16 protein-coding genes are annotated in these 23,610 nt (G+C 60.4%); 7 read left to right on the top strand and 9 right to left on the bottom strand.

Features of this window, described 5'->3' with window-relative positions:
• Positions 1–49: 49 nt before the first annotated feature.
• The 5 genes from AC1M2H_RS09225 to AC1M2H_RS09245 are packed head-to-tail and all read left to right on the top strand — an operon-like array spanning position 50 to position 5,227.
• Positions 50–1,672 carry an ABC transporter substrate-binding protein gene (locus tag AC1M2H_RS09225; protein ID WP_480151136.1) on the top strand — a complete coding sequence of 541 codons (1,623 nt, stop codon included), beginning with the start codon at positions 50–52 and terminating at the stop codon, positions 1,670–1,672.
• Complete coding sequence (locus tag AC1M2H_RS09230) at positions 1,669–2,706, top strand: ABC transporter permease (RefSeq protein ID WP_480151137.1); 1,038 nt, start codon at positions 1,669–1,671, stop codon at positions 2,704–2,706. The genes AC1M2H_RS09225 and AC1M2H_RS09230 overlap by 4 nt, the downstream gene beginning before the upstream one ends.
• Positions 2,703–3,608, top strand: a complete 906-nt coding sequence (locus tag AC1M2H_RS09235; protein ID WP_480151138.1) for an ABC transporter permease — start codon at positions 2,703–2,705, stop codon at positions 3,606–3,608. The genes AC1M2H_RS09230 and AC1M2H_RS09235 overlap by 4 nt, the downstream gene beginning before the upstream one ends.
• Positions 3,580–4,443 carry an ABC transporter ATP-binding protein gene (locus AC1M2H_RS09240; RefSeq protein WP_480151884.1) on the top strand — a complete coding sequence of 288 codons (864 nt, stop codon included), beginning with the start codon at positions 3,580–3,582 and terminating at the stop codon, positions 4,441–4,443. Before AC1M2H_RS09235 ends, AC1M2H_RS09240 begins: the two co-directional genes overlap by 29 nt.
• A 10-nt stretch (positions 4,444–4,453) precedes the next feature.
• Entirely contained in the window at positions 4,454–5,227 is a 774-nt protein-coding gene (locus tag AC1M2H_RS09245) for an ABC transporter ATP-binding protein (RefSeq protein WP_480151139.1), read from the top strand.
• 41 nt (positions 5,228–5,268) lie between these two features.
• Here AC1M2H_RS09245 and yegS read toward each other — a convergent pair whose 3' ends face one another.
• A complete protein-coding gene (gene yegS, locus AC1M2H_RS09250; RefSeq protein WP_480151140.1) occupies positions 5,269–6,162 on the bottom strand; it encodes a lipid kinase YegS in 894 nt (297 codons plus the stop codon).
• Between the two features lie 228 nt (positions 6,163–6,390).
• On the opposite strand from yegS, the gene AC1M2H_RS09255 reads away from it, so the two are divergent.
• Both AC1M2H_RS09255 and AC1M2H_RS09260 read left to right on the top strand, forming a co-directional pair.
• Entirely contained in the window at positions 6,391–6,786 is a 396-nt protein-coding gene (locus tag AC1M2H_RS09255; protein ID WP_480151141.1) for a protease inhibitor I42 family protein, read from the top strand.
• 235 nt (positions 6,787–7,021) lie between these two features.
• The gene (locus AC1M2H_RS09260; RefSeq protein ID WP_480151142.1) at positions 7,022–7,768 is read left to right on the top strand and encodes a carbonic anhydrase; all 747 of its coding nucleotides are present in this window, start codon (positions 7,022–7,024) and stop codon (positions 7,766–7,768) included.
• Positions 7,769–7,855: 87 nt separating this feature from the next.
• Here the strand turns inward: AC1M2H_RS09260 and AC1M2H_RS09265 are convergent, their stop codons facing one another.
• From AC1M2H_RS09265 to AC1M2H_RS09300, 8 genes are all read right to left on the bottom strand, one after another.
• Complete coding sequence (locus tag AC1M2H_RS09265; RefSeq protein WP_480151143.1) at positions 7,856–10,102, bottom strand: TonB-dependent receptor domain-containing protein; 2,247 nt, start codon at positions 10,100–10,102, stop codon at positions 7,856–7,858.
• 498 nt (positions 10,103–10,600) lie between these two features.
• Positions 10,601–11,962, bottom strand: a complete 1,362-nt coding sequence (trhP, locus tag AC1M2H_RS09270; RefSeq protein WP_480151144.1) for a prephenate-dependent tRNA uridine(34) hydroxylase TrhP — start codon at positions 11,960–11,962, stop codon at positions 10,601–10,603.
• Positions 11,963–12,216: 254 nt separating this feature from the next.
• Complete coding sequence (baeR, locus tag AC1M2H_RS09275; protein WP_480151145.1) at positions 12,217–12,939, bottom strand: envelope stress response regulator BaeR; 723 nt, start codon at positions 12,937–12,939, stop codon at positions 12,217–12,219.
• Complete coding sequence (baeS, locus tag AC1M2H_RS09280) at positions 12,936–14,423, bottom strand: envelope stress sensor histidine kinase BaeS (protein WP_480151146.1); 1,488 nt, start codon at positions 14,421–14,423, stop codon at positions 12,936–12,938. Before baeS ends, baeR begins: the two co-directional genes overlap by 4 nt.
• Entirely contained in the window at positions 14,420–15,835 is a 1,416-nt protein-coding gene (gene mdtD, locus AC1M2H_RS09285) for a multidrug transporter subunit MdtD (RefSeq protein ID WP_480151147.1), read from the bottom strand. Before mdtD ends, baeS begins: the two co-directional genes overlap by 4 nt.
• A gap of 1 nt (position 15,836) precedes the next feature.
• A complete protein-coding gene (mdtC, locus tag AC1M2H_RS09290; RefSeq protein ID WP_480151148.1) occupies positions 15,837–18,914 on the bottom strand; it encodes a multidrug efflux RND transporter permease subunit MdtC in 3,078 nt (1,025 codons plus the stop codon).
• Complete coding sequence (locus AC1M2H_RS09295) at positions 18,915–22,037, bottom strand: MdtB/MuxB family multidrug efflux RND transporter permease subunit (protein WP_480151149.1); 3,123 nt, start codon at positions 22,035–22,037, stop codon at positions 18,915–18,917. It abuts the gene before it with no gap.
• Entirely contained in the window at positions 22,037–23,287 is a 1,251-nt protein-coding gene (locus tag AC1M2H_RS09300) for an MdtA/MuxA family multidrug efflux RND transporter periplasmic adaptor subunit (protein ID WP_480151150.1), read from the bottom strand. The genes AC1M2H_RS09295 and AC1M2H_RS09300 overlap by 1 nt, the downstream gene beginning before the upstream one ends.
• Between the last annotated feature and the right edge of the window lie 323 nt (positions 23,288–23,610).

The raw sequence follows: 23,610 nt of genomic DNA on the forward strand, positions 1-23,610 counted from the left end.
CGCTGCGGCGCAAATGATGACGGGCGTGTACCCTACAGGCGAAAGATAGATGAAGAAATCCTCCTTACTGGGAGCGTGCCTGCTCGCGCTTGCCGTGACGCTGGGGAGCGGGGCGAGCTACGCCAAAACGCCGCCCGACCAGCTGATCGTCGGTATGAATATGAATAACCTGCTGACACTCGACCCGGCGGCCATGACCGGCAACGAGGTGGTGGGGGTGGTGGTCAATCTTTACGATTCACTGGTTGAACTGGACCCCGAGCAGCTCACCAACGTGCGCCCAGCGCTGGCTAAATCCTGGGAGATAAGCCCGGACGGCGCGACGCTGACCTTCCATCTGCACGACAACGTGACGTTTCACTCCGGCAATCCGCTGACCGCGGCCGACGTGGTGTGGTCGATGCGGCGGATCCTGCACCTTAACCTCGCCCAGGCCTCGGTGTGGAAATCCTACGGCTTCAGCAAAAGCAATATCGATAAGCAGGTGACGGCGCTGGACGACGTGACGGTGCAAATCACTCTGCCGAAGGCCAACGATCCGCAACTGGTGCTCTACTCCTTGGGGGCGCTGGGCAATCTCGGCGTGATCGACAGCAAAACGGTGCAAAGCCACGCGCAGGATAACGACTGGGGCAACCGCTGGCTGACCACTCACGAAGCCGGGTCCGGGCCGTTTATGCTGGAAACCTGGCAGGCGAAGGAGGTGCTGCGCATGCAGCGCAACCCGAACTACTGGCGCGGGGAGGCGAAGATGAGCCGGGTGGTGTTACGCCATTTTCAGGAGTCGCAAACGCTGCGCCTGATGATTGAGAAGGGCGATCTCGACATCGCCAACAATATGGCGGTAGCGGATATCAACGCCCTGCGCAGCAACCCGCAGCTGAGCGTCGATGCGGTGCAGCGCGGAACGATGTACTACGTGGCGATGAGCATGAAGGAGGCGCACTTCGCCAACCCCAGGGTGCGCGAGGCCCTGCGCTACCTGATTGACTACCAGGGGATTAACCGGGCGCTGATGCCGGGCTACGGCGTGCTGCACCAGCGGCCGATCAAAGCCGGCATGCCCTCGACGCTGCCGGACCCGGGCTACCGGCTGGATATTGCGCGGGCGAAAAAGCTGCTGGCGGAGGCGGGCTATCCCGACGGTTTCGCTACCACGCTGCGGGTGCTCTCCGACCAGCCGTTCCTCAATATCGCCATTGCCGTGCAGTCCACGCTGATGCAGGCGGGCATTAACGCCAAAATTATTACCGGTACCGGCAACCAGATCTACGGGGCGATGCGCGAGCGTCACTTCGACCTGCTGGTCGGCCGCGGCGGCAGCGGGATGGAGCCGCATCCGCACTCCAGCCTGCGGGCGCTGGTCTATAACCCGGATAACAGCGACGCCGCGCGGCTGACCAATTTCCAGGGCTGGCGGACCGGTTTTTACGACCCTCAGCTCAACGCGATGATCGACGGCGCGCTGCTCGAACGCGACCCGCAGAAGCAGGTTGCCGACTACCGGGCGATTCAGACCCGTTACGACCAGCTGATCCCGGCCCTGATCCCGCTTTCACAGATGGTTGATTCGGTGGTGGTCCGCCGGGAGGTGCGCGACTATCGGCCGCATCCGTCCGCCACCACCTTTTTACGCGAAGTCTATAAAGTCAGCGAAGGAGAGAAAGGATGAGTACACGCCTTCTCACGCCCGGCTCCCGCGCCCGGCGTTTGGCTAACCGGCTGCTGCAGGTGGCGATCACGCTGTTCGGCCTGCTGCTGCTCACCTTCACCATCGGACGGGTGATGCCCATCGACCCGGTGCTGGCGATTGTTGGCCCGGATGCCGACCACGGCACCTATCAGCAGGTTTACCATCAGCTGGGGTTTGACCAGTCGCTGGTCACCCAGTTTGCTATCTATTTCGTCAACCTGCTGCACGGGGATCTGGGCAACGCCCTGCTGACCGGGAAACCGGTGATGGACGATATTATTCGCGTTTTCCCGGCGACCATGGAGCTGGCGACGATGGCGATTATCGTGGGTGCCGGGCTCGGCATTCCGCTGGGCGTGCTGGCCGCGGCGCGGCGCAACAGCCTCAGCGACTACGTGGTGCGTATTATTAGCCTCGCCGGCTACTCGACGCCGATCTTCTGGGTCGGGATGATCGGGCTGCTGGTGTTCTACGCCTGGCTCGGCTGGGTGGGCGGCGCCGGGCGGGTGGATCTCGGCCTGGATGGGGTCGTGCCGCGGCGCACCGGGCTGATGACCGTCGACGCGCTGCTGGCGGGGAATGGCCGGGTATTCTGGAACGCCATCAATCACCTGATTTTACCCGCTTCGCTGCTCGGCTTTCACTCGCTGGCCTACATCAGCCGCATGACTCGCAGCTTTATGCTGGCCCAGCTGTCGCAGGAGTTCATTATCACCGCCAGGGTGAAGGGGCTCACCGAGCGGCAGGTTATCTGGCATCACGCCTTTCGCAACATTCTGGTACAGCTGCTGACGGTCGTGGCGCTGGCCTACGGCGCGCTGCTGGAAGGGGCGGTGCTGATCGAAACGGTCTTCTCGTGGCCCGGTTTCGGCTCCTATCTCACCGGCAGCCTGCTGCTCGGGGATATGAACGCTGTGATGGGCTGCGTGCTGCTGGTCGGGATCATTTTCGTGATGCTCAATCTGCTTTCCGACATGCTGTATCAATTCTTTGACCCGAGGACCAAATCATGACGGTTTCGCTGGATACCACGCTGCAAGGCGGAACGAACGAGGGCCGTCAGCGGATCGTTCGCGGGCTGAAGCGCGGCGCCGGGTTTATCGGCAGGATGGCGCGTAATCCCCTCACCGCGATCGGCGGCGCAATCATCGGCCTGCTGCTGGCGGTGGCGATTTTCGCGCCGCAGATTGCCCCCTATAACCCGCTGGTACAGGACCTCAACAACGCGCTGACGGCGCCCAATGCGCAGCACTGGTTCGGCACCGATGAGTTTGGCCGCGATATCTTTAGCCGGCTGGTCTACGGTTCGCGCATCACGCTCTATATCGTGCTGCTGGTGTCGGTGACCGTCGGGCCGCTGGGGCTGCTGCTGGGGGTGAGCGCCGGCTACTTTGGCGGCAGGGTGGATAGGGTGCTGATGCGCGTCACCGATATCTTTGTCTCCTTCCCGAGCCTGGTGCTGGCGCTGGCCTTTGTGGCGGCGCTGGGCCCCGGCCTTGAGCACGTGGTTATTGCCATTACGCTCACCGCCTGGCCGCCGATTGCGCGTCTCGCTCGCGCGGAGACGCTCTCTCTGCGGCAGGCCGATTTTATCTCGGCGGTGCGTTTGCAGGGCGCCTCTGCGACCCGCGTGCTGTGGCGGCACATCGTGCCGCTGTGCCTGCCGTCGGTAATTATCCGCATCACCATGAATATGGCGGGAATTATCCTCACCGCCGCCGGGCTGGGCTTTCTCGGCCTCGGCGCCCAGCCGCCGGACCCGGAGTGGGGGGCGATGATCTCCAGCGGTCGCACCTACATGATGGAGTGCTGGTGGGTAGTAACGATTCCGGGGCTGGCGATCCTGATCAACAGTCTGGCATTCAACTTCTTAGGAGATGGCCTACGTGACATCCTCGATCCTCGTAGCGAATAGCGCACCGCTGCTCGACGTGCGCGACCTGTGCGTCGACTTTGTTAACGGCGGCGCGGTCACCCATGCGGTGCGCGGCGTCTCCTTTCTGCTGGGGCGGGAGAAGCTGGCGATTGTCGGTGAATCCGGCTCGGGCAAATCCACCGTCGGGCGGGCGCTGCTGCAGCTGCATCCGAAAAAAGCGCGGGTTAGCGCCAGCCGGATGCAGTTCGCCGACCTTGATTTACAGCAGCTCAGCGAGGCGCAGATGCGCGCCGTGCGCGGCAAGCGCATCTCCATGATTATGCAGGACCCGAAATATTCGCTCAATCCGGTGGTGTGCGTCGGCGATCAGGTGGCCGAAGCCTGGCTCACCCACCATCCCGGGCGTAAAAACGAGGCCAGAAGCAAAGCGCTGGAGATGCTGGAGGTGGTGCGGATCCGCGACCCGCAGCGCGTCTATCGGCTCTATCCGCATGAAATTTCCGGCGGCCAGGGGCAGCGCATCATGATCGCTATGATGCTGATCGTCGACCCGGAGCTAGTGATTGCCGATGAGCCCACCTCGGCGCTGGACGTCTCGGTGCGCCTGCAGGTCCTCGGCCTGCTCGACGATCTGGTGCAGTCGCGCGGGCTGGGGCTGATATTTATCAGCCACGATATCAACCTGGTACGCAGCTTCTGCGATCGGGTGCTGGTGATGTACGCCGGGCGGGTGGTGGAGTCCATTGCCGCCAGGGACCTTGATAACGCCCGCCATCCCTACACGCAGGGGCTGATTAATTCCCTGCCGGATATGCAGCGTCGCCGCCCGGTGCTGCCGGTCTTACAGCGCCAGGCCAGCTGGCTGATGGAATAAGGAGAGCCTGATGATTGACGTACAAAACCTCAACCTCGCCTTTGGCGAGGGCAACAAGCGTAGCCAGGTCCTGCACGACGTGAGTTTTCAGGTGCGTCCCGGCGAGATCTACGGCCTGGTGGGGGAGTCCGGCTCCGGTAAAACCACGGTGCTGAAGTGCCTGGCCGGGCTGTTTACCCACTGGCAGGGGGCGCTGGCGATCGACGGCCGCGCGCTGGAGCATAAAATCAGCCGCCGGCGCTGTCGCCAGGTGCAAATGGTCTTTCAGGATCCCTACGGCTCGCTGCATCCGCGGCATACCGTTAGCAATATCCTTGAGGAACCGCTACAGATCCACGGTATCGGCGATCGCGAACGGCGGGTCAATACGCTGCTGGACAGGGTGGGGCTAAATTGCGCCTTTCGCGACCGCTATCCGCACCAGCTTTCCGGCGGCCAGCGTCAGCGGGTGGCGATCGCCCGGGCGCTGATCCTCGAACCCCAGGTGCTGCTGCTGGACGAGCCCACCTCGGCGCTGGACGTTTCGGTGCAGGCCGAGATCCTCAACCTGCTGGCGGAGCTTCAGCGGGAGGAGAAGCTCACCTATTTAATGGTCACCCACGACCTTGGGGTCATCGCCCATCTCTGTCATAAGGTGGCGGTGATGCAGCACGGGAAGATCCTCGAAACCCTGACGGTGGATGCGCTGGTCAACGGCGAGGCGCGGACGAGCTATACGCAGATGCTGGTCAATGCCAGCCGGCAGTATACCCGGGAGATGGCGCGGGAGGTGGCCGCGTACTGAACGACGGCCGGCGGCGGTGATAAGCCGCCAGCCGTCGGGTATTATTTCAGCAGCGCGCAGTCCGGCGGCAGCCGACAGCGCAGGGCGCCGGGCACAATTTCCATGCGGAAGGTTTTGCCGCTCAGCGGCTCGCCGTCGAGGTTAAAGGTCATCTCGTGGGCGGCGGTAATTTCAAACCACGACGACACGCCGTCCACCAGGTTAGGGGAGTTGTCGGGATTGGCCAGGGTGCTGAACAGCGCCGGCAGCAGCTCCTGACCGGTAAAGATGCGCAGATGCAGCAGCCCGTCGTTAATCAACGCCTGGGGGCACAGCTGCTGGCCGCCGCCTGCCTGGCGCCCGTTGCCGATGCCGATCACCAGCGCATCCCCTTGCCAGGAGAAGTTCTCCCCGCGAATTTCGCAGCGGTCGGGCTTAAGGGCATCCATGCGCATCAGGCCGTGGATCAGGTAGGAAACGCCGCCCAGCGCGGCCTTAAGCTTTTCCGGCGTTTCGGTGGTGATCCGGGTACCGAAGCCGCCGGTGGCCATATTAATAAAGCCGGTATTATCGTTGACCCGCGCGACGTCTATCGCCATATCGCGCCCGACGATCGCCAGCTTGAGGGCGCTGGCAAGGTCCGACGGGATGCCGACGCTGGTGGCGAAGTCGTTGGCGGTACCGAGCGGCAGGATCCCCAGCGCCGCCTGGCTGCCGCGCTGGACCAGCGCGGTGGCGACTTCATTAATGGTACCGTCACCGCCGCCGGCAATCACCGTGCCGACGTTAAGCCGTTCGGCCTCATCGACGAAGCGCCCGGCGTCGCCTTTTTCCCAGGTGACGCGGACGTGGATATCGACACTCTCTGCGCGTAACAGGTTTATCGCTTCGCGCAGCTGCGGCTCATTAGCGCCTTTGCCATTCAGAATCAGTAAGCTGGCCGGAAACGTGGACATGATGGTTGCCTCATTGCACAAGATGCAGAAAGTGTACCGCATGCGGCGAAGGATGGATATTTTGGCAATTATCGGCCGGACGGCGCGGATATTGGGTTATCGATAGCCGCGTCCCCCTTTTTCTGCAATGGTAGCTCAACCAGCGCGCTATTCGTCCTGTGATAGGTTGCACGGGAGTGTCAGAATTGCGCGGGTAAATTTGACCATTGATACAGTAAGGAAAAGAGGATGTCCCGTAACACATTCACCTACGTAACGAACTCCGGCATAGCGTTATTTTGCCTGGCTTTCTCCCTGCAGGCGATCTCCGCGCCGGTGACGGAGAAGCGTATTTCCGGCGGGGAACAGTTTACCGTTACGCTGCAGGATATCCCGGGCACCGGCTACAAGTGGATGCTACGTTCCTTACCTGCGCAGGTCATGCTGGTCGCCGAGAATTACCGCCAGCCCGCCAGCTGCGGTAAGCGCGCCGCGGGCTGTCCGGTGGAAAGAACCTTCACCTTTAAAGGCGTCCAGCAGGGAAGCGGAAATATTAACCTAGTCTATGGCCGCCCCTGGCTGAATATCACCGAGAAAGCGACCACCGTGCGGGTCAGCGTCAGGTCAAATGTGCCGGACCGGTAATTCGACATGACGTAATGACGTCTCATCATATTCGCGCACGGTTTTTAAACTGTGCGCTTTATGTTAATAGTCTTTTCAAAAAGGCTTCTTCATATTAACAACCACCTCCTGCGAGCGTCATTATTTAAACAAAGGGCAAAAATATATCGCTATTTATCGTGTGGTTTTAGTTTGGTTGCATTTTACCAGGAGATTATCTGCGTAATGTGAATAACCCGGACTATAGAGCGATATTATGCAACAGAAGCAACAAGCTGAACCTTCACGTCGTACCATTCTGAAACAAACTTTAGCGCTTTCCGCGCTATCCATTACCGGGCTGGCGGCCCTGTCGGTGCCGTCGATCTCTTTTGCCGCCTCTCTGAGCAAAGAAGAACGCGACGGTATGACGCCGGATGCGGTGATTGAACATTTTAAACAGGGGAATCTGCGCTTCCGGGAAAACCGCCCGCTTAAGCACGATTATCTGCAGCAAAAGCGCAGCAGCCTGGCGGGGCAGTTCCCGGCGGCGGTGATCCTCAGCTGTATCGACTCCCGCGCGCCGGCAGAAATTATTCTCGATGCGGGGATCGGCGAAACCTTTAACTCTCGCGTGGCGGGCAATATCAGCAACCGCGATATGTTAGGCAGCATGGAGTTTGCCTGCGCCGTCGCCGGGGCGAAGCTGGTGCTGGTGCTGGTGATGGGGCATACCCGCTGCGGCGCCGTCCGCGGGGCCATTGATAATGCCGAATTGGGTAACCTGACCGGCCTGCTGGATGAAATTAAACCGGCCATCGCCAAAACCGAGTACAGCGGCGAACGTACAGGCAGTAATTACGACTTCGTTGACGCCGTGGCGCGGAAAAACGTCGAGCTGACGATCGAAAATATTCGCAAGAATAGTCCGGTGCTGCGAAAGCTGGAACAACAAGGGAAAATCAAAATGGTTGGCAGCATGTACCATCTTGCCGGCGGGAAGGTCGATTTCTTCGAAGTGTGATGGCTATAAATATTTATAGCGCATAGTCGGCAGGGAAGAGGGCGCTAAAATCGCCCTCTTCACGGATAGCGCTTCCGCCGGGTACGATCAGAAGCGGAGGTCAACGCCCAGCATCACCGTTCTGCCAGGATCGGGCATGCTGATAACCGCTCCGGGCTGGATATCATAGCGATCGGTGACGTTATTAACGGTGGCAAAAAAGGTCGCATTTTTATTGAAAATATACTCGCCATACAAATCAACCTGGTAGCCGGAAGGGATTTCGATAACCGGGTTGGCCGCCGTTCCCTCAAGCCATCCCGCGGGGTTGGTTTTCGCCGAGTGATAGTGGTATCTGATGCCGGCATCGACGGTTTCGTTGAGGAACTTTTTCCCCAGGTTCACCGCGATATTTTGTTTAGCGGGGATTCTGGTGGGCGTTAACCCCCAGGCGAAGCCGAGGTTATTACAATTGCTGGTATTGTATTTTTGCGCATAGTAGTTTGAACACACCGCCGTTTTGCTATAGAACGTGGCGGAAATGGCCGAGTAGAACAGTTCGCTGTTGTATTTTAGCGAAAAGTCAATGCCGGATAAATCGAGCTTATCATAATTCATAAACGTGAAGTTATCCTCCCATGCCGGCATCCCCGCGGTTTTATCCTTTATTCCGGGAGAGATAAAGTTATTGGTCCGGTTGTTAAACCTGGAGAGGGAGAGGTCAAGCGCATCTTCTGCGGATAATAAAGCCGGGCGATGTATCTTAACCCCAACTTCTTTTTGCAGGGAGACCTCCGGCGCAATGGGGTTGGCCGGGTTATAGCTGAATATCTCGTTTGATACCGTGGTTTCATACAGGCTCGGCATTCTGTAGTTTCTGGCTGCTTTCACAAACAGGGTTGTGCCTGGGGTCAGCGCATAGCTTATTTCGGAACTCAGATCCGCTTTCGCCTGATATTTTACGCTTTCATTGGTCTGAAAATCTTTGGCTTCGGCATTGTGATAGTTAATTCCCAGATTGAGCTGGAGAGGGCCGCTCTCAATCATCCCGTTGACGAAAAGGGCATTCTCCCGCCTCTCACCATGCCGCGAGGTGGGGTAGGCGGTAAAGCGGGTCAGTCCGTCAGATTTTGGCGCCAGCGTCTCCTTTTGCGTTGACGAGCCGTAGCGTAGCGTGAGCATGTTTAGCTGGCTTTCATTGACGATGGCGATCCCGTTTTTATTGTTGCTATAGGCGTGCAGATATTGCTGAGCATTGGTCCCCAGCGCCCACAGGCCGTTATACTGCTTTAAGTTTGTATTGGTCAGCCAGTAGTTCAGATTTAGATTAAGCAGCCGGTTGTCAACCGGGGCGTAGGTATATCCGGCGCTGTAGGCGTTAACAATCGCGCTGCCGGGCTTCCACTGCGGCATGGATTCCACCCCTGCGGGCAGGGGCTCGAAATCGGCGTCGTTAGCGTTTTTATACCAGTAGGCGGCCAGCGTTTCGCCGGCCTGCTGACGATGGTTGCGGTAGGCAAGGTTGAAGTGGTGATCGTCGCCGGCGCTGACGGCAAGCTTATAAATAAACGACTCACTTTCGAAGTAGGTGTTTACGACCTCTTCATTTTTAAACACCACCGGATCGCTGAATTTATCAAATCCCTTTTTCCCCGAAAAATAGTTGCCGGTCGATCGTTTACTATAGGCAATAACGCTATCAACGGTATCATCTCTGAAACCAAAGGCCAGCGTGGCGGAGCCGTTTCTAAAATCGTACCCGCGGGGCTTGTCCGTCAGCTGATAATAGCTCTGCGCCGAGTAATCATCGGGAATATCCGGCTTTTTATTATTGTTAAAGGTTCTTAGTTTAAGCAGTAAGCCATAGCTATTGCCAGGGTTGATAATATTCTCGGTGGAGAGGGTTTTTATATTTATTACCCCACCGATGGCGCCGGATGAAAAGGCATTGTTATTCTGTGAGGCCCCCTTGCTGATGGCGATATTGCTGATTAAATCAGGGTCGATGTAGGTTCTGTCGCTGGTTCCCTGATAGCCCCTTGAGGTATGCGTTGACTGCAGAGAGCCGTCAATAAATACCGGAACGCGGCCTTCACCCTGCAGTCCCCTGATTCCGGGATCGATTGAACCCGCCTCGTTTCTCATATTATTTGACTGGATATAGGTTTCAGAGGAGAAAATATCGGCATTGGCAATCCCTCTGAATCGGTTTAGATCAGATCCGGAGAGGGTGTTTTCAGTGGTTCCCGTTGATGAAACGACCATCGTTTCTTCAGCGTCATTTTTTCCCTCAGCCAGCGTCGAACCCGTAAAAATCGACGTAGATAAAGCGAGGGTTAAGGCGCGCTTTCCCATAAAATTTCCTTATTTTTTAAAAAGATATCGAAAATACAACAATGTAAGCGATGAAAAACCAATAGCTGGTTAATTACCGGTTTAAAACGCTATAAAAATAAAGGATGGCAGTTTATGCTTCCGTTTGATCAAATGCAAATAGTTATCATTATCATTTAATTGGGGTGATTATAATTATCTGTCTAATGAATAGGGGCGAAACGGCGTGTGCTATCGGGCCGGCGAAAGCAAACCCTGCGGGAAAGGCGGGCATTATTTTTAATTTCAGGGTCACGATCGCGAATGGGTCCCCGCGATAAAGAGGAAATCAGGCAGGTGGGTTAATAATAAAAAATGAGCCCGCGTAAGGGAGATTACGCAGGCTAAGGAGGTGGTTCCTGGTACAGCTAGCATTTATGGGTTATGTTTTTCAGCGAAATGGATAATACCGGCTTTGAGCGAAACGGTATGTGATCCGTTTCTAATATCCGTGCATACTGAAAAAATAACCCTTATAAACTAGTTGCCATGTGGGTTTCGGGTGCTCTGGCCGGCAAAGTTGCGCATCAGCAGAGCATACTGCAGCACCATATCTTCCGGTACCGGCAGCCAGACCGTGTAGCCGTCGCCGGGGGCGACCGGCATCACTTCGCCTTTGCCATTTTCCATATGCTCGAGGGTGAAGTTGACGTTGCCCTGCGGCGTCATCAGCTCAAGGCTGTCGCCGAGGGTGAATTTGTTCTTCACCGCCACCGCCGCCAGCTGGCCGTTACGTTCGCCGGTAAACTCCCCGACAAACTGCTGGCGCTCGGAGAGCGAGTAGCCGTACTCGTAGTTCTGATAGTCATCGTGGGTATGGCGGCGCAGGAAGCCTTCGGTATAGCCGCGGTGGGCCAGCCCTTCGAGGGTTTCCAGCAGGCTTTCGTCGAACGGTTTGCCGGCGGCGGCGTCGTCGATGGCCCTGCGGTAGACCTGCGCGGTGCGGGCGCAGTAGTAGAAGGATTTGGTACGGCCTTCGATTTTCAGCGAGTGCACGCCCATATTGCTCAGGCGCTCAACGTGGGCGACGGCGCGCAGATCCTTCGAGTTCATAATGTAGGTGCCGTGCTCGTCTTCGAAGGCGGTCATATATTCGCCCGGGCGTTTAGCTTCTTCAATCATAAATACCCGGTCGGTCGGCTCGCCGATCCCCAGCGTCGGCTCAACGTTCTGCACCGGGATCGGCTCATATTTGTGAACGATATTGCCGACGTCGTCCTGCTTGCCTTCCTGGACGTTGTATTCCCAGCGGCAGGCGTTGGTGCAGGTCCCCTGGTTCGGGTCGCGTTTGTTGATATAGCCGGAGAGCAGGCAGCGGCCGGAGTAGGCCATGCACAGCGCGCCGTGAACGAAAATTTCGAGCTCCATCTCCGGCACCTGGCTGCGAATTTCGCCAATCTCTTCCAGCGACAGCTCGCGCGAGAGAATGACCCGGCTGAGCCCCATCTGTTGCCAGAATTTGACCGTTGCCCAGTTGACGGCGTTGGCCTGGACCGAGAGATGAATCGGCATCTCGGGGAAGTTTTCCCGCACCAGCATGATTAATCCCGGATCGGACATAATCAGCGCGTCCGGCCCCATTTCCACTACCGGCCGCAGATCGCGAACGAAGGTTTTCAGCTTGGCGTTATGCGGCGCGATGTTCACCACCACGTAGAACTTTTTCCCCAGCGCATGGGCCTCGTTGATGCCGAGCTGCAGGTTTTCGTGGTTGAATTCGTTGTTGCGCACGCGCAGAGAGTAGCGCGGCTGGCCGGCATAAACGGCATCTGCGCCGTAGGCGAAAGCGTAACGCATATTTTTCAGCGTTCCCGCCGGGGAAAGGAGTTCCGGTTTAAACATGATTTTCTCGTTCTGATGACAGGTCAGATTCGCCGCAGCTGGTGGGCGAGTTGGGGAGTGTCCCCACATTAAGGGCGGGCATTGTAGCGCCGTGGGGCAGGCAGGTAAACCCTTTCCCGCCGGCGGCGGCGGGGCAATGACGGCAAATGCCCCCGCCGCGCGGAGGATTCAGGCGCTATATTGGGCATAACGGCGGAGGCGCTGTAAGCATCAAAAATACCCGCCAGAAGGCGGGCAATGGCGATAGTCCCGGCCTATGCCAGCCGGCAGGCGTCCGCCTCCCAGCGGTAGCCAACGCCGTAGACGGCGCGGATAAACGACTGCTCGGCGTCCAGCGACTCCAGCTTGCGGCGCAGGTTTTTGATATGGCTGTCGATGGTTCGGTCGGTGACCACGCGGTAATCATCGTAGAGATGGTTCAGCAGCTGCTCGCGCGAGAACACCTTGCCCGGCTCCTGGGAGAGGGTTTTCAGCAGGCGAAACTCGGCGGGGGTGAGATCCAGCAGCTTGTCGCGCCACGAGGCCTGAAAGCGTCCTTCATCGACGATCAGCGGGCTGAGGGCATCCAGCGCCTGCAGCTCCGGACGCGGCCGGCAGCGGCGAAGGATGGTTTTCACCCGCGCCACGACTTCACGCGGACTGTAGGGCTTGCAGATATAGTCGTCGGCGCCGATCTCCAGCCCCAGCAGGCGGTCGATCTCCTCAATCTTGGCCGTCACCATCACCACCGGAACGTCGGAGAAGCGGCGAATTTCGCGGCACAGCGTCAGCCCGTCGATGCCCGGCAGCATCAGATCCAGCAGGATCAGGTGCGGCGGAGCCTGGCGAACGTAGGGCAGCACCCGATCGCCGTGGTCAATCAGCGTCGGCGCATAGCCGGCGGCGAGCAGATAGTCGACCAGCAACTGGCCGAGCTTGGGTTCATCCTCCACGATAAGAATGCGTGGGGTGTTTTCATCAACAGGTAATTCAGTCATACGTCTCTCGGTAAATCGCGTTCCAGAGGTAACTCTACTTTAATGCTAACCCCGCCAAAAGGCGAATGGCCGGCGCGTAAGGTGCCGCCGTGGGCGGCGACGATATTGACGCAGATAGCCAGCCCGAGGCCGGAGCCGCCGCTGGCGCGATTGCGCGAGCCTTCCGCGCGGTAGAAGCGTTCGCACAGGCGCTCCAGCTGGGCGTCGCTGACGCCGGGGGCGCTATCGGCAAAGTCGATGCTCAGCATCCGACCGTTTTGCGCGGCGCTAATCAGCAGCTGGCCGCCGCTATCGGTGTAGCGCAGGCTGTTTTCCAGCAGGTTATTGAACAGCTGCATCAGGCGATCGCCGTCGCCAAAAATGACGGCGCTTTCCGGCAACGATACGCCGATCGCCAGCCCGCGGCTGGCGAAGCGCTCGCGGAAGGCGCCCGCCGCGACCTCCAGCAGGGTAATGATATCCACGGAGGTTTTCTGATAGGCCAGGGCGCCCTCATCCGACATCGACAGCTGGCGCAGATCGTCAACCAGCTTGGTCAGGGTGGCGACTTCCGCCTGCAGAGAGGGGATCGAGTCCGGGGTGAATTTGCGCACTCCGTCCTGAATCGCCTCCAGCTCGCCGCGCAGAACCGCCAGCGGCGTGCGCAGCTCGTGGGAAATATCCGCCATCAGGTCGCGGCGCATCTGCTGGTTGCGCTCAAGGGTGCTGGCGAGCTGGTTAAAGTCCTGCGCCAGGCGGCCAAGCTCATCGCCGCCGCTGGCGGTGACCCGGGTGGAGAAATCACCCGCCGCGAGGCGATGGGTTCCCTCTACCAGCCGCTTGACCGGCGCCAGCAGGCCGCGGGCCAGCGGGAAGGTGGCCAGCGCCGCCAGAATGGTCGCCAGGGCCACAATCAGCCAGCTGGTGCGCCTCTGCTGGCGATCGAAATTGATATCGGTATTGCGGGTCAGGCGCTCCACCGGCGAGGCGATGACCGCCCCGACCGAGGCGCCGTTAACGACGATTTCGCGTCTGGTACCGTCGCCGGGCACCGGCTCCCGCGGGCCAACCAGCACGCGGCCTTTTTGATCGACCACCCAGAACATTGTCCGCCAGCCGTGCGGAGGCATATCCGGCCCGGGGCCGCGCGGCCGGTCGTCCGGCGGCGCGCCGCGGTCCGCGTCGGGGCCTGGCCCCCGTTCCTCGTCAGGGCCGCGGCCGGCGGGGGAGCGATCGTCGTTGTCGCGCTCAAAGGTGCGCAGCAGCTGAAAAATAAAGCGGTCGTTGTTGCGCAGAAACTTCCAGCTGCCGTGCTGGGCATACTGCTCGCTGAGGGCATCGCTGAGCATCGTCAGCCGCTGCTCGTTGCCGCGCTTAATGTAGTCGATAAAGCCGCGTTCAAAGCTGATACGCACCGCCCAGTGCATGCTGATCAGCAGCACGATGCAGGTGGCGAAGATGGCGAGAAACAGTTTGCCGGTAATGCCGGGACGCCAAAACTTCACGATTCACTCCTTTTGCGGCGGGCGATGACGGTATTACCTTCTATGTCATCCGGCACGCGGGAAAAGATAAGCGCCGGCAGCGCGATAATGACCGCCATGCTCAGGTAGGTGTAGAAAAAGACCTGGTGCGCGGCAGCCGCATCGACGCTGAGGTGCTGCTGGCCGAACATCCCCAGCAGCATGCCGGCGATGGTTACGCCGATACTCATCGACAGCTGCATCACCATCGACAGCATGCTGTTGCCGCTGCTGGCCAGCGGGTCCGGCAGGTCCTTCAGGGTCAGGGTGTTCATCGACGAGAAGCGGCTGGAGTTGATCATCCCCTGAAAAAACAGCACCACCGGCAGCAGCCAGTACCAGCCCGCCAGCGCGACGGCCATAAACAGCAGGCTGATCAGCGCCAGGCCGATGGTGGCGACGATCAGCACCCGGCGGTAGCCAAAGCGGTTGACCACCTGCACCACGATGCGCTTCATGCCCATGCTGCCGAGCACCATCGGGATCATCATCAGCCCGGCGTGGAACGGCGTGAAGCCGAGGCCAATTTGCAGGAACACCGGGGTCATAAACGGCAGCATGCCGCTGCCGATACGCCCGGCGAAGCTGCCGCCGAGCCCGAGGGAGAAGGTGCGGTTGCGGAACAGTTCGAGGCTGAACAGCGCGCCGTCATTGCCCCGCGCGTGCCACAGATAAAGCCCAATGGAGGCGATACCGATCGCCACCAGCGCCGCCAGCAGCAGCGGAGAGATACCGAGCCCTTTTTTGCCGTCAAGGGCGAGGGTTAACGTCGCCATGGCGGCGGCCAGCAGGATAAAGCCGAGTATATCAAAGCGGCGCGTCTGCAGGGTGTAGTTTGGCATCAGACAGAGCGTGGCGATGGCGCCGATAATGCCGACCGGAATGTTGATTAAAAAAATCCAGTGCCAGGAGGCATATTCTACCAGCACGCCGCCGAGCGCCGGACCCAGCAACGGCCCGACCTGGCCGGGGAGGGTGACGAAGGTCATCGCCGCCATATACTGCGAGCGGGGGACGATTTTTATCACCGTCAGGCGGCCTACCGGCACCATCATGGCGCCGCCGACGCCCTGCAGCACCCGGGCCAGCACCAGCTGGTCGAGGGTATTCGCCTGGGCGCAAAACAGCGAGCCGAGGGTGAAGAGGATAATGGCAGTAAAAAAGATATTGCGCACCCCCACCCGGTCCGCCAGCCAGCCGCTGGCGGGCAGCATAATCGCCACCGTCAGCACGTAGGAGACGACAACCATATGCATATGCAGCGGGCTCTCCCCGAGGCTTTTGGCCATCGAGGGGAGGGCGGTATTGACGATAGTGGTATCCAGCGACTGCATAAAGAAGCCGAAGGCCACTATCCATAACTGCCAGCGCACGCTGGAGGGGAGATCGGTCATGTTATTCGCTTACCGGTTGCCTGATTTTTCGGGAAAAACGCAGCCGCAGACGATCGAAGAACAGATACACCACCGGCGTGGTGTACAGCGTCAGCAGCTGGCTTACCACCAGGCCGCCGACGATCGTAATCCCCAGCGGCTGGCGCAGCTCCGAGCCGTCGCCGCCGGATAGCACCAGCGGCAGCGCGCCGAACAGCGCCGCGAGGGTGGTCATCATAATCGGGCGAAAACGCAGCAGGCAGGCCTGGAAGATCGCCTCTTCCGGCGGCAGGTTGCCGCTACGCTGCGCCTCCAGCGCAAAGTCGACCATCATGATGGCGTTTTTCTTCACTATTCCAATTAATAGCATAATACCAATCAGCGCGATGAGGCTGAACGGCGCGCCGAACAGCTCCAGCGCCAGCAGCGCGCCGACCCCCGCCGAGGGGAGGGTGGAGAGGATCGTTAGCGGATGCACGTAGCTTTCGTAGAGGATCCCCAGCACGATATAGACCGTCGCAATCGCCGCCAGAATCAACACAATCTGCGAATTCATTGTTTCCTGGAAAACCTGCGCGGTGCCGGCGAACGAGCCGCGGACGCTGGAGGGCACCCCCAGCTGGGTCATGGCGCGATTGATGGCGTCGCTGGCCTCCGACAGGGATTTACCGGTCGGCAGGTTAAAGGAGATGGTGGAGGCCGCCGAAAGCCCCTGATGGTTCACCGACAGCGGGGCGTTAGCCGGCTGCCATTTGGCGAAGTAGGAGAGCGGGATCGGTTTGCCTTCGCTATTGATAACGAACATCTTATCCAGCGCGCTGACGTCCTGGGTGTAGACCGGGTCAACTTCCATTACCACTTTGTACTGGTTCAGCGGCTGATAGATGGTGGAGATCTGCCGCTGGCCGAAGGCGTTGTTCAGCAGGTTGTTGGCGTCCTGCACGCTGATGCCGAGGCGCGACATGGTATCACGATCGTAGATCAGATCCATTTCCGCGCCGTTGTCCTGCTGGTCTGAGTTGACGTCAGCCAGCTCGGGCAGCGCCGCCAGCGCCTTACGAATTTTCGGCTCCCATTCGCGCAGCGCCGCCAGATCGTCAGATAATAGGGTGTACTGGTAGCTGGCGTTGGACTGGCGTCCGCCGACGCGGATATCCTGCACCGCCACCAGGAACAGGTTGGCTCCCGGCTCTTTGGCCAGCTTCTTGCGCAGCCGGTCAATAATCTGCTGCGCCGTTTCCTGGCGCTGGTCGCGCGATTTAAGGGTGATAAACATCATCCCGCTGTTGACCCGCGAGCCGCCGGTAAAGCCGGTGACGTTATCCACCGCCGGATCTTCGCGGATGATCTTCATGAAATCCTGCAGCTTGCCGCGCATCGCCTGGAAGGAGATGCTCTGGTCGGCCTGAATGCCGCCCATCAGCACGCCGGTATCCTGCTCCGGGAAGAAGGTTTTCGGAATCGAGATATAGAGCCAGATGCTCAGCGCAATCGTGCCCAGCAGGACGAAGCCGGTGATGCGGCTATGCTTCAGCACCCACTTGAGCGATTTGCCGTAGCCGCCCTGAACGGCGACCAGCAGCCGGCCAAAGCCGCGCTTGCGCGTAGGCGCGTGCGGCTTGCCGCTTTTCAACAGCCAGCCGCACATCATCGGCGTCAGGGTTAACGACACCGCCAGCGATATCCCGATCGCCACCGACAGGGTGACCGCGAACTCGCGCAGCAGGCGCCCCGGCAGGCCGCCCATCAGCAGCAGCGGTAAAAACACCGCCACCAGCGACAGGCTCATCGACAGCACCGTAAAGCCCACCTCCCGGCTTCCCTGCAGCGCCGCCTGTAGCGGTTTCATTCCCGCCTCAAGGTGGCGGGAGATGTTCTCCAGCACCACGATGGCGTCATCCACCACGAAGCCGGTGGCGATGGTCAGGGCCATCAGCGACAGGTTGTTGAGGCTAAAGCCGCAGAGGTACATGGCGGCAAAGGTGCCGATCAGCGACACCGGCACCGCTACCGCCGGGATCAGCGTGGCTCTGCCGGATCGCAGGAACAGGAATACCACCAGAATCACCAGCGCCACCGAAATCACCAGCGTCTGCTCGACCTCCTCCAGCGAGGCGCGGATCGTCGGCGAGCGGTCCTGGGCGATTTGCAGATCGATCGCCGCCGGAATGGTTTTTTGCAGCTCCGGCAGGCGGGCGCGAATGCTGTCCACCGTCTGGATGATATTGGCTTCCGGCAGCTTGCGGATCATCAGCAGAATGGCCGGTTTGGCGTTGGTCATCCCGGCGTTGCGCACGTCCTGCACCGAATCGCTAACGTTCGCCACGTCGCCGAGACGCACCGCCGCGCCGTTGCTGTAGTGCACGATTATCGGCTGATACTCGGCGGCGGTTTTTAGCTCATCGTTGGTGTGTACCTGCCAGCGATGGCTGCCGTCCTCCAGCGCCCCCTGCGGCCGGCGTACGTTGGCGTTGCTAATCGCCGTGCGCACGGCGTCCAGCGACACGCCCTGGTTAAACAGCGCCTGCGGATTGAGGTCTACGCGCACCGCGGGCAGGGAGCTGCCGCCGACGTCAACGTCGCCGACGCCGTCAATCTGGGCAATAGTTTGCGCCAGCTGGGTGGAGGCGAAATCGTACAGCTCGCCCTGGGAGTAGGTATCCGAGGTGAGCGTCAGGATCATGATCGGCGAGTCGGAGGGGTTGGCCTTGCGATAGGTCGGGCGCCCCGGCATGCCGCTGGGCAGCAGGCTTTGCGCGGCGTTGATCGCCGCCTGCACGTCGCGGGCGGCGCCGTTGATATCGCGGTCGAAATTGAACTCCATAATAATGCGCGTGCTGCCCAGCGAGCTGGAGGAGGTCATCTCGTTGACCCCGGCAATGCGCCCGAGGGAGCGCTCCAGCGGCGTCGCCACCGAGGAGGCCATGGTTTCCGGCGAGGCGCCGGGCAGCGAGGCGCTGATCATAATTACCGGGAAATCCACCTGCGGCAGCGGGGCGACCGGCAGCAGGCGGAAGCCGAGAATGCCGCACAGGGTGATGGCCAGCGAAATGAGAATCGTCGCCACCGGGCGGTAAATGAAGAGGGCGAAAAACTTCATTTACGCCTCCTCCTCATGCCGTGGGAAGCGGCTTTTGAGATACAGCGACAGGCGGTCGAACAGCAGATAGATCACCGGGGTGGTAAACAGCGTCAGCACCTGGCTGAGCATCAGGCCCCCGACCATGCCGATCCCCAGCGGGCGGCGCAGCTCGGCGCCGACGCCGGTGCTCAGCATCAGCGGCAGCGCGCCGAGCAGCGCCGCCAGGGTGGTCATCAGAATCGGGCGGAAACGCAGCAGGCAGGCCTGATAGATCGCCTCCCGCGGCGGCATGCCCTGTTCGCGCTCGGCGGCGAGGGCGAAGTCGATCATCATGATGGCGTTTTTCTTGACGATGCCAATCAGCAGGATGATGCCGATAATGGCAATCACGTCCAGCTCGCTGCCGGCGAGCCACAGGGCCAGCAGCGCGCCGACGCCGGCGGTCGGCAGAGTGGAGAGGATGGTGATCGGATGGATAAAGCTCTCATACAGCACGCCGAGGACGATATACATCGCCACCACCGCGGCGACGACCAGCCAGACGGTATTGCCCAGCGCCGACTGGAAGGCGAGGGTGCTGCCCTGGAACTCGGTGCGGATATCGGTGGGTAAATCCAGCGCCTGTTCGGCGGCCTGAATCGCCTCCACCGCATCGCCGAGGGAGTAGCCATCCGGGACGTTAAAGGAGATGGTGGTCACCGGGAACTGGTCGAGGTGGTTGATCGACAGCGGGGTAAAACGCTGCTCAACGGTGGCGATCGATTTCAGCGGCACGATGCCGCCGTCGCTGCCGGTGAGGCGAATGCCGTCGAGCGCGGCAAGCCCCGGCGTACCCTGGGTGTCGTGCTCCAGCACCACCCGGTACTGGTTGGCCTGGGTATAGATGGTTGAGATCAGGCGCTGGCCAAAGGCGTTGTACAGCGCGTTATCGACATCGGCCATGCCGATCCCCAGCCGGCTGGCGCTGTCGCGGTCGACGTTGATGTACGCCGCCAGGCCCTTATCCTGCCAGTCGCTGCTGACGTCGGAGAGCTGCGGTAGCGCCTGCAGGCGGGTCAGCAGCTGCGGAACCCAGTTGCTGAGCGCATCCAGCGAGTTGGCCTGCAGCGTGAACTGGTACTGGGTGCGGCTGACGGTGGTATCGATGGTCAAATCCTGGGTGGGCTGCAAATAGAGCGCGATGCCGGGAATGCCGTCCACCGAATGCTGCAGGCGTGAGATAACCGTCTGGACGCGATCGTCGCGTTCGCTCAGCGGCTTGAGGTTGATCTGCAGCCGGGCGCTGTTCAGCGCCGGGTTGGTGCCGTCGACGCCCACGAACGACGTCAGGCTCTCCACCGCCGGGTCCTTGAGGATCAGCGCCGAGACCTGCTGCTGGCGCTGCGCCATGCTGGCAAAAGAGGTCGACTGCGGGGCCTGCAGCGTGCCCTGAATAATGCCGTTGTCCTGAATCGGGAAGAAGCCTTTCGGGATAAATACCCACAGCATAATCGACAGCGCTAGGGTGGCCAGCGCCACGCTGAGGGTCAGCCACGGGTGGTTCAAGACCCGGCTCAGCAGGCGGCCGTAGGCGGCGATTACCCGCTCGAAGAAGCGTTCGCTGGCGCGGGAGAAGCGGTTTTGCTTACGCAGCGATTCGTGGCTCAGCATCCGCGCGCACATCATCGGCGTCAGGGTCAGCGACACCACGGCGGAGATGAGGATCGCCACCGCCAGGGTGACGGCAAACTCGCGGAACAGCCGGCCGACGATATCGCCCATAAACAGCAGCGGGATCAGCACCGCAATCAGCGAGAAGGTCAGCGAGATGATGGTAAAGCCGATCTCGCCGGCGCCCTTGAGCGCGGCGGTCAGCGGTTTTTCGCCTTTTTCGATATAGCGCGAGATGTTTTCGATAACCACGATGGCGTCATCGACCACGAAGCCGGTGGCGATGGTTAAGGCCATCAGCGTCAGGTTGTTGATCGAGAAGTCGAGAAACACCATCACCGCAAAAGTGCCCACCAGCGAGAGCGGCACGGCGACACCGGGGATAATGGTCGCCGGGACGTTGCGCAGGAACAGGTAGATGATCATCACCACCAGGGCGATCGCCAGCATCAGCTCAAACTGCGTATCGCTCACCGAGGCGCGAATGTTGTTGGTACGGTCGGATAAGACCTGCACCTTGACCGACTTCGGCAGGCTTTCGGTCAGCTGCGGCAGCATCTGGCGCACGCTGTCGGCGGTGGCGATAATATTCGCCCCCGGCTGGCGCTGAACGTTCATCACGATCGCCCGCTGATCGTTCGCCCACGCTCCCAGCCAGCTGTTTTCCGCGCCCTGCTCAATGGTGGCGACGTCGCCGAGGCGAATCGGCGCGCCGTTCTGGTAAGCGACGATCAGGCGGCGATAGTCCTCTGCCGACTGCATCTGATCGTTAGCGGAGAGCGTCACCGCCCGCGAAGGGCCGTCGAGGCTGCCTTTCGCCGAGTTGACGTTGGCGCTGGTAATCGCGGTGCGAATGGTTTCGCTGGTTAATCCGAGGGCGGCAATCGCCTGCGCGTTAAGTTTTACGCGCACCGCCGGGCGCTGGCCGCCGGCGAGGGTCACCAGGCCGACGCCGGAGACCTGGGAGATTTTCTGTGCCACCCGGGTTTCTACCATATCCTCCACCTGGGTCATCGGGATCGCGGAAGAGGTGACTGCGAGGGTCATGATCGGCGGATCGGCGGGGTTCACCTTGCTGTAGACCGGCGGGTTAGGCAGGTCTGAAGGGAGCAGGTTGGTGGCCGCGTTGATGGCCGCCTGCACCTCCTGCTCGGCGACGTCCAGCGGCAGCGTCAGCTGGAACTGCAGGGTCACCACCGAGGCGCCGCCGGAGCTTTGCGACGACATCTGCTTGAGGCCGGACATCTGGCCAAACTGGCGCTCCAGCGGGGCGGTGATCGCTGAGGTCACTACGTCCGGGCTGGCGCCGGGGTAGAGGGTGATCACCTGAATGGTCGGATAGTCCACTTCCGGTAGCGCCGAGACCGGCAGAAACCGGTAGCCGATAATCCCGGCCAGCAGGATCGCCACCATCAGTAGGGTGGTGGCCACCGGACGCATGATAAAGAGACGGGAAGGGCCGCCCGTACTGCTCGGCGGTAGGACTTGCATCAGGAGCGCGCTCCTTTTTTACCGTATTCGCGGCTGGTGGCTTTTTCCGGCGCCGCGGCGGAGGCGCTATGCGGCTCGACGACTTCAACCTTCGCCCCTTCGGTCAGGCGGTCGATGCCGTCGGTGACCACGCGATCGCCGGCGGAAAGCCCGGCGTTAATAACCACCTTCAGGCTATCCTGGATACCCGGCGTAACCGTATGCTTGCTGACCTTATTGTCGGCGTTCAGCACCCACACGAAGTGGCCCTCATTGCCCATCTGCAGGGCGGCGGCAGGGATCACCACCGCGTTCTGCTGGGTATCCACCAGCATGCGGGCGTTGACGAACTGGTTGGGGAACAGCGCATCGTCCTGGTTGCTGAAGCGGGCCTTCAGCTTGATGGTGCCGGTGGTGGCGTCAATCTGGTTATCAAGGCTGAGCAGCGTGCCGCTGGTGATTTTCTGCTTGTTGGTGCGGTCCCAGGCCTCCACCGCCAGGGCTTTACCCGCCTTCTGCGCCTGAACCACCGCCGCGATGTCGTTTTCCGGCAGCGTGAAGACTAAATCGATGGGCTGGGTTTGCGTTAATACCACGATACCGGTGGTATCTCCGCTGGAGATCTGGTTGCCGATATCCACCTGTTTTAAGCCGACGCGTCCGTCGATGGGCGCGACGATCCGGCTCCAGTTGAGCTGCAGCTGGGCGCTGGCCACCGCGGCTTCGTCGGCTTTAATCGTGCCGTTGGTTTCGCTGACCAGCGATTGCTGGGTATCCAGCTCCTGGCGCGAAACGAGGTTGGTTTTGACCAGCTGCTGATAGCGGGCGAGGTCGCGCCTGGCGTTGGCCAGAGTGGCCTGATCTTTGGCTAACTGTCCCTGCGCCTGGGCCAGCGCCACTTTGAACTGGCTGGGGTCGATTTCAGCCAGCAGGTCGCCGGCTTTAACCTGCTGGCCTTCCTGGAAATGGATTGCCAGCAGCTGGCCGTCGACGCGGCTGCGCACGGTGACCGTATTGGCCGCGGTGACCGTGCCGAGGCCGCTGAGATAGCGCGGCACCGATTCGCTGGTTGCCGTTGCGGCCTGGACCGGCGCCAGGGTCGCGCCGAAGCGGCCGTGACGCTCGCCGCCCGGAGCAGACGCACCTTGTCTGGCCGCCCCCGGAGCCGCTTCACCAGCGGTATCCCGACCCTGCCAAAACCAGTATGCGGCGCCGGCAACGATAACGACCGCCAGGGCGGTTGCCCAACGAACTGTGTGACTGCCTTTCATTAGTTTGCTATCTCATCCTGAAACGTTTCGCGAAATGATACTAGTTTAGTGATGGAACGCCTCGTAAAAATGGAGGAATTATGAAAAGACTGTTGAGATATGTCTGGATAGACGCCACTTATTGGCGCGACGTGCGGGCGTTTTCCTTCCTGAGTCCGCGGCCGGGCGCCGATCGACGGCGTCCCTCCTGAGCTTCCCGTTGGCCGGGGGCATTACTTTCGCGCCCCGGGCGGAGAAGATGCAGCAAAGGCGCATGCTTAAGCGCTTGACGCACATCAAGCATCCTGTCGACTTTTAGTTTAAAAAATAAAAAAGAGTTGTAA

It is taken from the genome of Klebsiella sp. F11 (assembly GCF_056712265.1).

Excerpts from the sequence above, each read along its gene's own strand:
- AC1M2H_RS09255 (WP_480151141.1), top strand. The coding sequence starts at position 6,391 with ATGTCCCGTAACACATTCACCTACGTAACGAACTCCGGCATAGCGTTA.
- yegS (WP_480151140.1), bottom strand. The coding sequence starts at position 6,162 with ATGTCCACGTTTCCGGCCAGCTTACTGATTCTGAATGGCAAAGGCGCT.
- AC1M2H_RS09245 (WP_480151139.1), top strand. The coding sequence starts at position 4,454 with ATGATTGACGTACAAAACCTCAACCTCGCCTTTGGCGAGGGCAACAAG.
- trhP (WP_480151144.1), bottom strand. The coding sequence starts at position 11,962 with ATGTTTAAACCGGAACTCCTTTCCCCGGCGGGAACGCTGAAAAATATG.
- mdtC (WP_480151148.1), bottom strand. The coding sequence starts at position 18,914 with ATGAAGTTTTTCGCCCTCTTCATTTACCGCCCGGTGGCGACGATTCTC.
- AC1M2H_RS09265 (WP_480151143.1), bottom strand. The coding sequence starts at position 10,102 with ATGGGAAAGCGCGCCTTAACCCTCGCTTTATCTACGTCGATTTTTACG.
- baeR (WP_480151145.1), bottom strand. The coding sequence starts at position 12,939 with ATGACTGAATTACCTGTTGATGAAAACACCCCACGCATTCTTATCGTG.
- AC1M2H_RS09300 (WP_480151150.1), bottom strand. The coding sequence starts at position 23,287 with ATGAAAGGCAGTCACACAGTTCGTTGGGCAACCGCCCTGGCGGTCGTT.
- AC1M2H_RS09225 (WP_480151136.1), top strand. The coding sequence starts at position 50 with ATGAAGAAATCCTCCTTACTGGGAGCGTGCCTGCTCGCGCTTGCCGTG.
- AC1M2H_RS09235 (WP_480151138.1), top strand. The coding sequence starts at position 2,703 with ATGACGGTTTCGCTGGATACCACGCTGCAAGGCGGAACGAACGAGGGC.
- mdtD (WP_480151147.1), bottom strand. The coding sequence starts at position 15,835 with ATGACCGATCTCCCCTCCAGCGTGCGCTGGCAGTTATGGATAGTGGCC.
- AC1M2H_RS09295 (WP_480151149.1), bottom strand. The coding sequence starts at position 22,037 with ATGCAAGTCCTACCGCCGAGCAGTACGGGCGGCCCTTCCCGTCTCTTT.
- AC1M2H_RS09230 (WP_480151137.1), top strand. The coding sequence starts at position 1,669 with ATGAGTACACGCCTTCTCACGCCCGGCTCCCGCGCCCGGCGTTTGGCT.
- AC1M2H_RS09260 (WP_480151142.1), top strand. The coding sequence starts at position 7,022 with ATGCAACAGAAGCAACAAGCTGAACCTTCACGTCGTACCATTCTGAAA.